Genomic DNA, 14,580 nt, shown 5'->3' with positions numbered 1-14,580 from the left:
GCAAAATGAGGGCTTCCAGAAAGACCGTACTGATTGCCGGAGCCGGCCCGGTGGGGCTGGAAGCGGCGCTGTATGCCACGCGGCTGGGTTATCGTGTGCTGCTGGCCGAGCGTTCCCGCGCGGTCGCTCCCGCGCTGCGGGACTGGGCCGGGATACGGATGTTCACCCCCTGGAAACAGTGCACCTCGCCGCTGGGGCGTGACGCGTTGCGCGGGCAGGGGCATGCCCTTCCCGATCCGGATGCTTTCCCGACCGCCGGCGAGTTTCGTCGCGAGTACTGCGAGCGGCTCGCCGGGGTGCTGGCGTACCGGGGTTGCGATCTTCTGTTCGAGACGCGCGTGCTGGCGGCAAGTCGCGACGGCATGCGGGCGAATACCGGCATTGGCGATCCGGAGCGCGCCCGTCACCCATTCCGCGTTCTGGTGGACGAGCAGGGACGCGAGCGCCAGCTGGAGGCCGATCTGCTGATCGACACCACCGGCGTGGCGGGACACCCACAGTGGCTGGGGTCGGGCGGGTTGCCGGCCGCGGGGGAGCGTGAGCTGAGCGGGCGCATCCTGTACGGGCCCCGGGCGCCGGAGGTCGGGGATGATCAAGCCCTGCCGCCCGCCGAACGGATCCTTGTTGCCGGGGGTGGCGCCGAGGCCGCGCTTGCGGTCGAACACTGGCTGGATCCGCCGACGGGCTCGCCGCCAGCGGAGCTGCTGTGGGCCTTCGAGGAACCGGCCCCCCTGCCGGCCGACTGGCCGCAGCGGGATCCGTTTCCCGAGCGCGGGGCTCGCTTCGCGCGGGTCCTGGAGGCGACCGCCGGTGACCGTGGCGCACGGCGGCTGGCGCAGACGCAGGTGGTACGGCTGGAGCGCGGCCCGGGCGTGCGTGGCGGGCTGGATGTGGAGCTCCGCGGACCCGACGGGCCCCGGCGCATGAGCGTGGACCGGGTGCACGCGCTGACTGGCCATGTCCCGGACAACGCCTGGCTGGAACCGCTGCAGTTCCACGCCTGTTACGCCACCGGCGCGCCCATGGGGCTGGCTGCGGCCATGCTCGCGACCGTCGAGGATCCGCACGAGCTGTGGCACAGCCTCGGGGTGTCCACCGTGGGCAATCCCGAGCCGGGGCTTTTCGTGCTCGGGCGCAAGAGTTACGGACGCAGCCCCGGGTTCGTGCTGCCGGTCGGCCTGGGCCAGATCGTCGAGACCTTTCAGTCCATCACCGGGGACACGAGCCTGGATCTCTATGGCGACACCGTCCCGCGCCAGGGCAACCGTCCCGGCGGGGCCGCCATTGAGTCCGCGCAGCCGGTGACCTGCGATCTCCCGCCCGCAGCCACCGTCACCGCCGGACCGGCCGGGCGTGATGCCGTGATCCCGGGCGACGGAGGAGAGGATGCTGCGGCCGACTATCATTTCCGGGTGATCGCCGAGAATCTCAAGGAGGTGGTGTTCCAGACGGATCTGGAGCATCGCATCACCTATCTGAGTCCGTCGTGGAGCGAAGTTACGGGCCTGGCCCGGGAGCCGTTCATCGGGCACAGCTGGATGGATCTGCTGCACCCGGAGGATCAGGGGTACGGTCGCAACCAGTGCGACGCCTTCGTGGGTGACCGGCTGGCCGAGTACAACGAGGAGCTGCGCGTGCTGACCAGCGAGGGTGCGGTGCGCTGGATGGACGTCACCGCGCGGGTGCTGCGGGATCGACAGGGTCGGGCGCGCGGGACGGTGGGCTCCATGCTGGATGTGACCCGCCGGCGCGAAAGCGAGGCCGAGCTGCGCGAGAGTCAGGAGCGCTTTCGCCTGATCAGCGATCTGGCGACTGACTGGATCTACTGGCTGACTCCCGAGTTCGAGTTCCGCTACTGCTCGCCTTCCTGTCAGGCGGTGACCGGCTACGGCGATGCCGAGTTCTACCGGAACCCCGACCTGTTGCGCGAGATCGTGCACGTGGAGGATCGCGAGGGGTTCGATCAGCATTTGTACGAGATCCACGAGAAGCATGTGGATGGCGCGTTTGATTTCCGCATCGTCACGCGCGCGGGCGAGGAGCGCTGGCTGCGCCATCACTGCACCCCGGTGTATGCGGAAAGCGGGCTGTACATGGGGCAGCGGGCGGCCAACTACGACATCACCGATCGCATCCGGGCCGAGGAGGCCCTGACCCGGGCCCGTGACGAGGCCGAATCTGCCACCCGGGCCAAGAGCGAATTTCTCGCCAACATGAGCCACGAGATCCGTACGCCGATGAATGCGATCATCGGCATGACGCACCTGGCCCGGCGCACCGACCTGACTCCAAAACAGCGTGGCTATCTGGACCGTATTGACAGTGCCTCCCAGGCCCTGCTGGGGCTGATCAACGACATTCTGGATTTCTCCAGGATCGAGGCCGGAAAGCTGGAGCTGGAGGAGAGCCCGTTCGAGCTGGAAGACGTGCTGCGCAACGTCTGGGACATCGTCGGTCTGAAGGCCGAGGACAAGGGGCTGGAGCTCGTGCACCGGGTGGATCCCGCTCTTCCGCACCACCTGACGGGGGACGCCCTGCGGCTCGGACAGATCCTCACCAACCTGGTTGGCAACGCGGTGAAATTTACCGAGGAAGGCGAGGTGGTGGTGGGCGCGACCTGCGAACGCATGGAAGAGGACGAAGCCGTGCTGCGTTTCGAAGTGCGCGATACTGGCCCCGGCATGAGCCGGGAGGAGACCCGGCGGCTGTTCCAGTCCTTCACCCAGCTCGACGGCTCCGTGACCCGCCAGCAGGAGGGCACGGGCCTGGGTCTGGCGATCTCCAGGCAGCTGGTGGAGATGATGGGGGGCGAGATTGGTCTCGAGAGCGAGCCGGGACGGGGCAGTACCTTCCATTTCAGTGTGCGCCTGGGGCTGAATACGGCCGCCGGGGATCCGCACGAGACCCTGGGTGAACGGCTTACCGGCGCGGAGCTGGCCGGCCGCCGCGCGCTGGTGGTGGATGACAACGCCAGCGCCCGCGAGACGCTGGAGGAGATGTGCCGTTACCTCGGGATGGAGGTGGAGGTGGTGCCCTCCGGTGCTGCCGCACTGGCGCAGATCGATCAGGCACTGGAAGAGGGACGTCCCTACGATCTTGTGCTGACCGACTGGCGCATGCCGGGCGTCGACGGCATTGAAGTGGCGCAGCGCATCAAGGCCCACGAAGGGGCGCGAATGCCCGCGGTTCTGATGGTCACCGGCTTTGCCCGCGAGGAGGTTCTGGGGCGTGCGGAGCGTGCGGGGGTCGACGGCATCCTGCTCAAGCCGGTGAGCCAGTCCACCCTGCTGGATACCCTTTCGGGACTGTTTCACGTGCACCCGGAGGAGACCTCCCCGATGCCCGCGCCGGCGGAAAAGGGCAAACGGGAATCCGCGGACATGTCCGGGAGCCGGGTCCTGCTGGTGGAGGACAATGTCATCAACCGCGAGCTGGCGACCGAACTCCTGCAGGACCTGAGCTGCGAAGTGACCTGGGCGGAGGATGGGCGCGAGGGGGTGGAGAAGGCACGCAACGAGACGTTCGACCTGATCCTGATGGATATCCAGATGCCCCGGATGGACGGACTGACCGCGACCCGGCGCATCCGCGCACGCCCCGATCTGGCCGAGATTCCGATCATCGCCATGACCGCCCACGCGATGGAGGGCGACCGCGAGCGCAGCCTGGAGGCGGGCATGGACGACCACGTGACCAAGCCCATCGATCCGCAGGTGCTGGAGGAAACGCTCGGCCGCTGGATGAACAACGTCCCGGGGGCGGGTGACTCGCAGGCATGCGAGGCCGGCGCGGACGCCATGCAGGCGGCGCCGGAGCCCGCGCCCGAGCCCGATCTGCCGGAGTCGCTGCCACCGTTCGACCTTCCGGCCGCGCTGGCTCGTTGTGGTGGCAAGCCGGCCCTGCTGCGCAAGATGCTGGCCGGTCTGGAGCGGGATTACAGCGACGCCGGCCGGCGTCTGCGGGAGTGGCTCGAGCAGGATCGCACGGAAGACGCACAACGCCTGGCGCATTCCCTCAAGGGGGTGGCCGCGGCGCTGGAGGCCGCCGAATTGCGCACCGCCGCAGAGGCGGTGGAACTGGCCCTGCGTGACGGCGACCCGGAAACGCAGGAGCTGGAGACGCATTTGCAGTCCCTGGAGGTTGCCCTGGTCGAGGCGACGGAAGCGGTGGCCGGACTGGGCGGAGCGGCGCGCGGCGGGGGTGACCAGGAGAACCCGAGTGGGGTTTCGGCGGAGCCCCTCGGGCCGTTCCCGCATGAGGCGCTGCGCGCGCTGCGTGAACGCGTGGCACAGAATCAGCTGGGTGCGCGCCGCGAGTTCGACGGGCTGCGGCCGCAGCTCGAGGGGCGCGGTCTCGATCCGGAGGTGCGGGCGATCGCCGAGGGGCTGGAGAGCCTGGACTTCGACGCCGCCCTGACGGCACTGGACCGGCTGCTGGACGGCATGCGGGAATGACCCGGGTCCGGCGGTTCAGACGCGGGTGAACAGCGGGAGTTCGTGGCGCCGGGCGTTGGCGGCCAGGAAGCGGCCGCGCCCGGGCCAGTCGGCCTCGAGGGCGTCGAGACACTGCGAGGCCTCGCCCGCCACCGTCGCCAGGAACACCTCCAGTTCGCGCGGGTCCACTCGTGGCGCACCGAAGGCACCACCGCTTTCCGTCGGGTGCCAGAACAGCCGCGGCTGCCAGTTGCAGCCCTGAATGCGCGGGTCCTCGAACAGGGCCTGCACGCGTTGCAGCAGTTGCGGATCGTGGGTGACGCTCATCCGGCCTGTCCGTAGCGGCGTTCGATGTAGGCCTCGACGCGGGCCTGGAAGTCCTCGGCGAGATGTTCGCCCTTGAGGGTCACGGTCTTCTCGCCGTCCTCGTAGACCGGCGCGACCGGCTGCTCCCCGGTGCCGGGCAGGGAGATGCCGATGTCGGCATGCTTGCTCTCGCCGGGGCCGTTGACCACGCAGCCCATCACCGCGACGGTCATCTCTTCCACTCCGGGGTAATGCTGTTTCCAGGTCGGCATCTGCTGGCGGATATAACTCTGGATGTCCTGCGCCAGGTGCTGGAAGTACTCGCTGGAGGTGCGGCCGCAGCCGGGGCAGGCCACCACCGAGGGCAGGAAGCTGCGCAGGCCCATGCTCTGCAGGATCTCCTGCGCGACGCTCACCTCCTGTGTGCGGTCCCCGCCGGGCTCCGGGGTCAGCGAGATGCGGATGGTGTCGCCGATGCCCTGCTGCAGCAGGACGGACAGCGCGGCGGTGGAGGCGACGATCCCCCTGGCCCCCATGCCGGCCTCGGTCAGGCCCAGGTGCAACGGGTAGTCGCAGCGCGCGGCCAGGTCCTGGTAGACCCGGATCAGTGGCTGCACGCCACTGACCTTGGCCGACAGGATGATGCGGTCATGCGGCAGGCCGATGCGCTCGGCCTCGGCGGCGCTCTCCAGCGCCGAGGTGATCAGGGCCTGCTCCATCACTGCCTGGGGTTCCAGCGGCTCCGGCTGCTGCGCGTTTTCGTCCATCATGCGCGCCAGCAGTTCCTGATCGAGGCTGCCCCAGTTCACGCCGATGCGTACCGGCCGGTCGAAGCGGATGGCGGTCTCGATCATCGCCTGGTACTGCGCGTCGCGCTTCGATCCGCGGCCGACGTTGCCCGGGTTGATGCGCAGCTTGGCCAGGGCCTCGGCGCATTCGGGGTACTTCGTCAGCAGTTTGTGGCCGTTGAAGTGGAAATCGCCGACCAGAGGTACGTCCAGGTCCATTGCATCCAGGCGCTCGCGGATCTCCGGCACGGCCCTGGCCGCATCTTCGGAGTTGACCGTGATGCGCACGATCTCCGAGCCCGCGCGAGCCAGTTCCGCGACCTGCACTGCGGTACGCAGTGCGTCGGCGGTGTCGGTGTTGGTCATGGACTGGACCACCACCGGGTGATCGCCACCCACGGTCACGGGGCCAACGCGGACGGGGACGGTACGGTGGCGGACGGGGCTGCTGCTCATGGTCGTGTACTCGCGCGGAACGGGGTCGCCGGAAAGAGGCCCGAGTCTAACGCAGTCGCGCGGGCCTGCCGAACCGCCGCAGGCCGCACGGGTGTTTGCACGGCGGCGACGCCCGTTACAGGCCCAGTACGGCCACGGCCACGCCGAAATAGATCAGGATCCCGACGATGTCGATGACCGAGGTGATCAGCGGTGCGCTGGCTACCGCGGGGTCCATGCGCATGGCGGTCAGGGCGAAGGGCAGGAGCATGCCGAACATCGCCCCGAATACCACGACCAGGAACATGCCCAGGGCGATGGCGTTGGCGACCTCCAGCGAGCCCAGCCAGTTGCCGGAGAGCCAGATGGCGGCCGCCAGGGTGAGCCCCAGCGCGGTGGAGACCCCCAGTTCCTTGCCGCCCAGGCGCCAGGCGTCGCGCAATCGGACATCGTTGATCGCCAGTGAGCGCACCACCAGGGTGGCGGCCTGCGAGCCGGTGTTGCCGCCGGAGGCGATGACCATCGGCAGGAAAAAGATCAGCGCGACTACCGACTCGATGGCCGCCTCGTAGTGGGCGATGGCCAGCCCGGCGAAGATGTTGACCACCACCAGGATCAGCAGCCAGCCGATGCGCTTGCGGTACAGCAGGCCCATGCTGGCGTCGCGCAGCGACAGCACCACGTCGCCCACCGCAGCCATGCGGTGAAAGTCCTCGGTGGTCTCCGCGCGCAGGACATCCATTACGTCGTCCACGGTGATGATCCCGAGCATGTGGCCCTGGTCGTCGACCACCGGCAGGACGTTGAGGTCGTAGTGGCTGATGCGGTGGGCTGCTTCCTCCCGGTCCTCCTCGCCGGTGATGCTGGCCACGTCGGTGTGCATCAGTTCCGATACCCGGTTCCACGGCCGTGCCAGAAGCAGCTCCTTCAGCCGCACCCAGGCCAGCAGCTCGCCGGCCGCGGTGGTCACGAACACCGTGTTCACGGTCTCCGCGACCTCGTGGTTGGCGCGCAGATGCTCCATGGCTTCGTTCACCGTCCATTCGGGCTGCACGGTGACGTACTCCGGGGTCATCACGCGGCCGGCGCTCTCCTCCGGATAGGCGAGCAGTGATCCGACCGCCTCCTGGCTCTCCGCCGGGAGGGTTTCCATCAGTGAGTCGGCATGCTCGTCGCCCAGGCCGTCGATCACCGCCACGGCGTCATCCAGCGACAGCGCGCTGACCAGGTCCGCGGCCTGCTGCTCGTCCAGCGCGGCCAGCACCCGGGACTGGTGATCGGGCTCCAGGTGCGCGTACACCGGCGCGGCGCAAGCCGGCTCCAGACGCTGGAAGAAGGCGACCGCCTGATCCTCGGGCAGGGTCTCCAGCGCGTCCGACAGGTCGGGGGGCGCGTGGGCGTTGCAGATCGCGTTCAGCGGCCCGTCCGAGCCCTGCTCCAGGGCGGTGCGCAGGGTGTCGGGGAGGTTCTCGATGTCGACGTCGGTCGGACTCATGGGGGTATCCCGTTCAGGCCGGCGTGGCTAGGCCGAGCATGGCCACGGCCAGCGAGAAATAGATGGCGATGCCGCCGAGGTCGGCGATGGCGGTGACCAGCGGTACGCTGGCGGTGGCCGGGTCCAGCTTCAGCCAGTCGAGGAGGAGCGGCAGCAGCATGCCCACCATGCTGGCACCGGTAACCACCAGGGTCATGGCCAGGGCGACCAGCATGGCGATCTCCGTTCCGCCCCGCCAGAGGCCCAGCAGGGATACGGCGATCCCCATGCTGACGCCGATGGTGGTCGCCACGCCCAGTTCCTTGGCCCACAGGCGCAGCCAGTCCCGCGCGGTGACTTCGCCGGTGGCCATGGCCCGCACCATCAGGGTCGAGCTCTGGGCTCCGGCGTTGCCCGCCGAGCCGATAATCAGCGGCAAGAAGAACACCAGCACCGCGACGGCTTCGATGGCCTCTTCGTACTGCGAGATCATCAAGGCGCCCAGGGTGTTGAACGCCACCAGCCCCAGCAGCCAGCCGACCCGCTTGCGATACAGCAGGAACGGACTGGCCTGGCGCGGACTCAGCGGGAGGTTGCCCACCGAACCCAGCTTGTGGAAATCCTCGGTGGACTCGGCCTCGATCACGTCCATCACGTCGTCCACCGTGACCACGCCCAGCAGCTCGCCGTTGTCGCCCACCACCGGCAGGCTCTCGATGTCGTAGTGCTGGATGCGCCGGGCGGCCTCGACGCGGTCGGCGTCCACCTGCACGGTGTAGGGCGATTCGTCGTCGATCAGGCTGCGCACGGGGCTGTCGGGCTCGGCGCGCAGGAACCGCCGGATGGGAATGGCGGCCAGCAGGGTGCGGTCATCGTCGACCACGAAGATCACGTTGTTGGAGTGTTCGTCACCGGTGCGCCGCACGTGGGCCAGTGCGCGCTTGAGCGTCCAGTCCGGGTCCACGGCTACCACCGACGGGGACATCACGCGGCCGACCGATTCCTCGGGGTAGTTGAGCTGCTTCAGCGCCCGGCGGATGGCCCGGAACGGGAGCAGACGCAGGTATTCGCGCAGACGCTCGGCATCCAGGGTCTGGAGCAGGGCGGTGAGGTCGTCGGTTTCCATCTCGGAGAGCAGAAACCGCGCATCCTCGCGCGAGGATGCATTCAGCAGTCGCAGCTGGAACGGGATGTCGAGATAGGCGAAGACGTCGGCCTTGCGCCCGGGATGCAGCCGGTTGAAGATCGGGGCCACGTCGTCCGAGGGCAGTTCCATCAGCGCATGCGCGATGTCCTGGATGCGCATGTAGTCCAGCAGCTCGTCGAGGCTGTCGCGGTCGTCCAGGCGGACGAGTTCGCGCAGCTCGATGATGGACTGTTCGAGGTTGTGTTCCATGCCCTGCTCCCGGCGGTCGATTGCGGATCACCGGCACGCGCGGTGCGGTGATGACGAAGGACCGTCGTAATCGGATTTCCAGGACGGGGCAGATCGAAGGATCCGGCCGCCTCCCGGCGCTCTTGTGTCATGAGGCCCGGCGGAAGCGGCGGAGAAGGGTGCACAGTGCTTACGGCCGGGCGACGATAGATCGACAGCGTGTTCGGCGTTTCATCATGCGTTCCCTTGTGGCAGGTTCCCTCATTTTAACGGGTCTTCCGTTTCATTCAAGTGCTTGCACGCAATGCTTGCACCGGTTTGCCCGCTGGCGCGAACCTTTCCGGCCGCGCCCGGTCGCTTGTTCATGATGGAGCCATACATGTCTTCCCATCCCTCCCCGCCCGCCGCTCCGTCAAGGGAACCGGTCCTGACCGTGAGTTCACTGGCGTTCGCCTATCCGGGCACGCCGGACACGCCGGTGCTGCGCGGGGTGGACCTGACACTGGCGCCGGGGGAGCGGGTGGCGATCGTCGGCGAGAGCGGTTCCGGCAAGTCCACCTTGCTGCACCTGGCCGCGGGGCTGGAGCACCCGGGCGAGGGCGAAGTGCGGCTGGCGGGGGCCTCGCTCGGTGCCCTGGACGAGGCCGGCCGCACGCGTCTGCGCCGGCGTGTCGCGGGGATCGTGTTCCAGTCGTTCCATCTGATCCCCACTCTCGATGCGCGCGAGAACGTGATGCTGGCGCTGGAGCTGGCCGGGCTCCCCGATGACGTTCCGGGCCGCCGGGCGCGGGTGGCGGAGCGCCGCCGGCGTGCGGACGCCGCGCTGGCGGCGGTCGGTCTGGAAGGACTGGGCGGACGCCTGCCCGAAGCCCTCAGCGGCGGGGAACAGCAGCGCGTGGCCATCGCCCGCGCGCTGGTGCATCAACCGGCCCTGATCCTGGCCGACGAACCGACCGGCAACCTCGATTCGGTCACCGGTGAGTCGGTCTTCTCGCTGCTGCTGGAGCAGGTGGCCACGCATGACAGCGCCCTGCTGCTGGTGACGCACAGCGCGGAACTGGCCGGACGCCTCGACCGCATTTACACCATGCGCGACGGCCGCCTGGAGGGTGCCGCAAGGCCATGAATCTGGTGTGGCGGGCCTGGATGCGGGACTGGTGGCGCCGCCCCCTGCAGCGGGTACTGACCCTGCTGGGGGTGGTTATTGCGGTCGCCGTGGTGCTGGCCGTGGATCTGGCCAATCAGTCTGCGCAGCGCGCCTTCGACCGTTCGATGGAGACCGTCGCCGGTACCGCCACCCATCAGGTGCTGGGGCCGCCACAGGGATTCGCCGAGGCCGTGTATGCGGAGTTGCGCACCGCCGGCCAGCGGGAGACGGCGCCGGTGGTGGAGGGGGCCGCGCGGCTGGAAGACGGTCGCAGTATCTACCTGCTGGGCGTGGATCCGTTCGCCGAGGGGCCGTTCCGCGGCGCCGCCTCGGACATCGGCGCGGCACCCGTGCAGCGGCTGCTGACCGAGCCCGGAACGGTGCTGCCGCCACGCCAGTGGTTCGCCGAGCAGGATGCGGCGGATGGCGACCGGGCCGAACTGCAGGCCGCCGGCGGGCGCCACGCGGTGCGGGTGCTCGCGGCCGACGGCGCCGGCCAGGACGACGGTCGGGTGTGGGTGACCGACATCGCCACCGCCCAGGTCCTGCTGGGCCGCGAGGGGCGCCTCGACCGCATCGACCTGCGGCTGGCGGACGCCGAGGCGCAACGGGCGATGGAACGCGCATTGGAGCGGGCCGCCGGGGCCGCGGGGGTGAACCCCGAGGAGCTCGAGATCGTCGCGTCCGGGGCACGCGATCAGGCCTCGCGTGAACTGGCGCGGGCGTTTCGCATCAACCTGACGGCGATGAGCCTGCTGGCGCTGCTGATCGCGGCCTTCCTGGTCTACAACACCCAGACGTTTTCGGTGCTGCGCCGGCGCGAGCTCCTGTCCAGCCTGCGCCTGCTGGGGGTGGGACGCGGTCGGGTCGTCGCCGTGGTCCTGCTGGAGGCCGCGCTGGTCGGACTGATCGGGACGCTGCTGGGGGCGCTGGCCGGGATTGCCCTGGCGCAGGTGCTGGTCGCGCAGGTGGCGCAGACGGTCACCGATCATTTCTTCGCCGCAGCGGTCACCCGGGTGACCCCCCGCCCGCTGGCACTGCTGGCCGTGCTGGTGCTGGGCGTGGGCGTGGCGCTGCTGGCCGCGCTGGCCCCGGCACTGGAAGCGGCCCGCCACGCGGGCCCCTCGGCGCAGGGGGCGGGGGGTGGCGAGTTGCGGGCGCGGCGGCGGGCGCAACGCGTCGCGGCGGCTTCCCTGATCCTGCTGGCGGCCGGGGCGCTGGTGCTGATCAGCGCACTCGGGGGCCTGCCGGGGGCGTTCTTCGGGCTGTTCCTGCTGATTGCCGGGTTCGTGCTGTTGCTGCCGTGGGCCCTGGCGTGGGTGCTGCGTGGTCTCGCCGTCGCCAGCGCTGGTCGGACCCTGACGCGGATCGGCTTGCGCAGCCTGGAACGCAGTCTCTCGCGCAGCGGTCCGGCCGTCTCGGCCCTGACCCTGGCTCTGGCCGCGACCATCGCAGTCTCCGTGATGGTGGGCAGTTTTCGCGGCAGCGTGGAACAGTGGCTGGGGCAGGCCCTGACCTCCGACCTCTATGTCACTCCGGTCGCGCCGGCCGCGGCACGGGATTCGGCGCGGCTGCCGCAGGCCTGGGCCGGGCCGCTGTTGAGCGAGTCCGGGGCCGAATCGCTGAGTACCGGTACCACGGTGGAAACCGGCAGCGACGCGGGTCGGGTCGAGCTGTTCGTGGTGCGATCGCATCCCGACTGGCTGGAACACCTGCCGCTGCTGCAGGTGGATGGTCCCCGGGGCGGGCTGGCGGACCGTCTGGCTGCCGGCGAGGCCGTGCTGGTGACCGAGCCGTTCGCCGCGCACCATGGCCTGCAGGCCGGGGAGACCCTCGAGCTGATGGTGCCGGGCGGCCGCCGGTCATTCGCGGTGGCAGGGGTCTACCGGGACTATGGCTCGCCCCGGGGGCGGGTAATGATGCCCCATGCGGCGTACGCGCGTGACGGTCCGGCGCCGGACGGCGTGGGGTCCTTCGGGCTTGTCCTGCCATCGGGTGCGGATGCCGCCGCTGCGGCCGAACGCATCGAGGCGTGGCTGGTGGAGCGGGATCCGGCCGCGGTGGTAACGCGGCCCGACACTCTCGAGGAGGAATCCATGGCGATCTTCGACCGGACCTTCGCGGTCACCCACCTGCTGCGGATCATCACCCTTGTAGTAGCCTTCATCGCCATCCTCGGGGCATTGATGGCGCTGCAGATGGAGCGCGCCCGCGAGTTCGCGACGCTGCGCAGCCTGGGGCTGGAACCCCGGGGCGTGCGGGGCCTGGTGCTGCTGCAGGGCGGGGTGCTGGGGCTGTTCGCGGTGCTCGCGGCGATCCCCGGGGGGCTGGGGATGGGCTGGATCCTGATCGAGGTGATCAATCGTCAGGCCTTCGGCTGGGGCATGGACCTGCGCTGGCCGGGACGCGAGGTGGCCGGGACGGTGTTCATCGGCCTCGTGGCCGCCCTGCTGGCCTCGCTGTGGCCGGCCTGGCGCATGGCGCGGATGCGCCTGCTGCCGGCGTTGCGGGAGGTGGCTTGATGGCGGGAATGATGCGCCGAGGACTGGATGTGCTCCGGGAGGGCGCCCCGGGCGTGTTTCTGATGGCCCTGGTGGCGTGCACCGGGGAGCCCCCGGAGCCCGATGCCGGGGTCGACGGGAACGGCGGAGCGCTGCGGGTCGGCGATGCCCTGGGGGTGGAGGATGTCGAGGGCTTTCGTCGCGCCGACGGACCGCGGGCCTTCGAGTTTCCCCGGGATCACGGACCGCACCCGGGGTTTCGCAACGAGTGGTGGTATCTGACCGGCAATCTGGATGACCCCGACGGCGGACGCCATGGCTTTCACATCACCTTCTTCCGGGTGGCGCTGGCGCCGGAGCTGGAGGGCGACCCGGCGTTTCATGGGTCGAGCTGGGCCACGCCGCGGCTGTGGATGGCGCATGCTGCGATCCTCGATGTGGAGGGCGACTGGCACGGTTCGGAGGAGCGTTTCGCCCGGGATGCCGCCGGGCTGGCCGGGGCCAGCGAGCCGGCGGGTCGGGTGTGGCTGGAGGGCTGGGAGCTGGCCGGCCTGGCGGGCGACACCTGGGACCTGCGGTTCACGGTGGACGGGCGCGAGCTGGAACTGGAGCTGGACCCGGAGCGCGCCCCGGTGCTGCAGGGCGAGGCAGGTCTGAGCCAGAAGGGGCCGGAGCCGGGCAATGCGTCTTACTACTACTCGGTCCCGCGGATCGCCGCGCGGGGTACCCTGCGCGACGCCAACGACGACGAACGGTTGCTGTCGGGGCAGGCCTGGCTGGACCGCGAATGGAGCAGCGGCGCGCTGGCCGCGGGCCAGATCGGCTGGAACTGGTTTGCGCTGCAGTTCGACGACGGGACCGACCTCATGTACTACCAGCTGCGCCGCGAGGACGGCGCGCCCCACGAGCGGTCGAAGGGCCGCTGGATGCCGGCCGATGCCCCGGACCACGAGCTGCGCCCGGAACATGTGGAGCTGGAGCCGCTGCGGCATGCGCGCATGCCCTCGGGGAACCGCTATCCGGTGGTCTGGGCGATGACGGTCACGCTGCCGGATGGCAACTCGCCCCGGCGTTTCCGCGTGGAGGCGGTGCGGGAATTTCAGGAAATGGATACGGTCATTCCCTACTGGGAAGGCGCGGTGGACATCCGTGACCAGGAGGGCGAGCTTCTGGGCCGCGGCTTCGTGGAACTGACCGGCTATGAACGCGAGGACGAGGAATGAACGGAATGACCGGTGGCAACGCGGATGCCCTGCGGGTGAAGGTCTGGGACTGGCCGACGCGGGTTTTTCACTGGGGGCTGCTGCTGTGTCTGGTGGGCCTGTGGTACACCAGCACCGAATTCATGCTGTTCCGGTGGCACAAGTGGCTGGGTTACACCGTGCTGGGGCTGCTGCTGTTCCGCATCGTGTGGGGCTTTGTCGGCAGCGAGACGGCGCGTTTTCGCCACTGGCTGGCGGGGCCGGTGACGGTCGCGCGTTACGTGTGGGGCCGACTGCGCGGGACGGCGCCGGAATACCTCGGCCACAACCCGCTGGGTGGCTGGGCGATCCTGCTGATGCTGGTGCTGCTGCTGGTGCAGGCGGTCACCGGGCTGTTCGCCAATGACGACATCTTCAACCAGGGGCCGCTGGCCGATTCCGTCAGCCGTGACGTCGAACGTACGATGACGCGGCTGCACAACTGGAACTTCGATCTGTTGCTGATCGTGATCGGCGTCCACGTACTGGCCGTGTTCACCTACCAGTTCATCCTGCGGATCCGCCTGATTGGGGCGATGATCACCGGCTACAAGCGCGGAGCCTGGTCGGACCACCCGCATATCGCGAATCCCTGGTTCGGGCTGGTGCTGGCGCTGATGGTGGCCGCACTGGTGTTCGGGGTCGGGTCCGTCTGGGGATAACTGGCTGTGGGAGCTTGCTTGCAAGCGAACGGGCTGCTGCCGGGCCTGACCGCTGCCGCGGGGCTTTGAGCTGGTGCTGCGGAGTCGGCGGCTTTGGCTGCCGCCGGGGGGGCGCTCTCTCGCGAGCGCGCCGCGAGGTCCTTTCTTGTGTGAACAAGAAAGGACCCAAAGAAGTCACCCCGACTGCCGCATCCCGGTCCGCTGACGCGGCCCGGGAT

General features: G+C 69.4%; 9 protein-coding genes. 5 read left to right on the top strand and 4 right to left on the bottom strand.

All coding sequences use genetic code 11. The features are described from left to right. The first annotated feature begins 5 nt into the window (after nt 1–5). Nucleotides 6–4,454 (top strand): response regulator, encoded by a 4,449-nt coding sequence (locus G020_RS14770; protein ID WP_081647392.1) that lies wholly within the window; start codon nt 6–8, stop codon nt 4,452–4,454. A gap of 15 nt (nt 4,455–4,469) precedes the next feature. Here the strand turns inward: G020_RS14770 and G020_RS0105855 are convergent, their stop codons facing one another. The 4 genes from G020_RS0105855 to mgtE (G020_RS0105840) form a co-directional block, all read right to left on the bottom strand. Then, nucleotides 4,470–4,760: a hypothetical protein gene (locus G020_RS0105855; protein ID WP_024328963.1), complete on the bottom strand. Its 291-nt coding sequence runs from the start codon at nt 4,758–4,760 to the stop codon at nt 4,470–4,472. After that, on the bottom strand, nt 4,757–5,983 hold the full coding sequence (ispG, locus tag G020_RS0105850) for a flavodoxin-dependent (E)-4-hydroxy-3-methylbut-2-enyl-diphosphate synthase (RefSeq protein ID WP_024328962.1): 1,227 nt from the start codon (nt 5,981–5,983) through the stop codon (nt 4,757–4,759). The genes G020_RS0105855 and ispG overlap by 4 nt, the downstream gene beginning before the upstream one ends. Before the next feature lie 115 nt (nt 5,984–6,098). Next, complete coding sequence (mgtE, locus tag G020_RS0105845; protein WP_024328961.1) at nt 6,099–7,457, bottom strand: magnesium transporter; 1,359 nt, start codon at nt 7,455–7,457, stop codon at nt 6,099–6,101. Between the two features lie 13 nt (nt 7,458–7,470). Next, nucleotides 7,471–8,832 carry a magnesium transporter gene (gene mgtE, locus G020_RS0105840; RefSeq protein ID WP_018946334.1) on the bottom strand — a complete coding sequence of 454 codons (1,362 nt, stop codon included), beginning with the start codon at nt 8,830–8,832 and terminating at the stop codon, nt 7,471–7,473. A 358-nt stretch (nt 8,833–9,190) separates the two neighbouring features. On the opposite strand from mgtE (G020_RS0105840), the gene G020_RS0105835 reads away from it, so the two are divergent. From G020_RS0105835 to G020_RS0105820, 4 genes are read left to right on the top strand one after another with little or no spacing between them, the layout of a single operon-like run. Further along, nucleotides 9,191–9,937: an ABC transporter ATP-binding protein gene (locus G020_RS0105835; protein ID WP_369774041.1), complete on the top strand. Its 747-nt coding sequence runs from the start codon at nt 9,191–9,193 to the stop codon at nt 9,935–9,937. Beyond that, complete coding sequence (locus G020_RS0105830) at nt 9,934–12,480, top strand: FtsX-like permease family protein (RefSeq protein ID WP_024328959.1); 2,547 nt, start codon at nt 9,934–9,936, stop codon at nt 12,478–12,480. The genes G020_RS0105835 and G020_RS0105830 overlap by 4 nt, the downstream gene beginning before the upstream one ends. After that, nucleotides 12,480–13,682: a lipocalin-like domain-containing protein gene (locus G020_RS0105825; protein ID WP_024328958.1), complete on the top strand. Its 1,203-nt coding sequence runs from the start codon at nt 12,480–12,482 to the stop codon at nt 13,680–13,682. The genes G020_RS0105830 and G020_RS0105825 overlap by 1 nt, the downstream gene beginning before the upstream one ends. 5 nt (nt 13,683–13,687) lie before the next feature. Next, entirely contained in the window at nt 13,688–14,362 is a 675-nt protein-coding gene (locus G020_RS0105820) for a cytochrome b/b6 domain-containing protein (RefSeq protein ID WP_024328957.1), read from the top strand. Nucleotides 14,363–14,580: the final 218 nt, after the last annotated feature.

This window comes from Thioalkalivibrio sp. ALR17-21 (assembly GCF_000420185.1).
GTDB lineage: Bacteria > Pseudomonadota > Gammaproteobacteria > Ectothiorhodospirales > Ectothiorhodospiraceae > Thioalkalivibrio > Thioalkalivibrio halophilus.
Note: the sequence above shows the minus strand (reverse complement) of the source record. Positions and strands in the feature narration are given on the sequence as shown.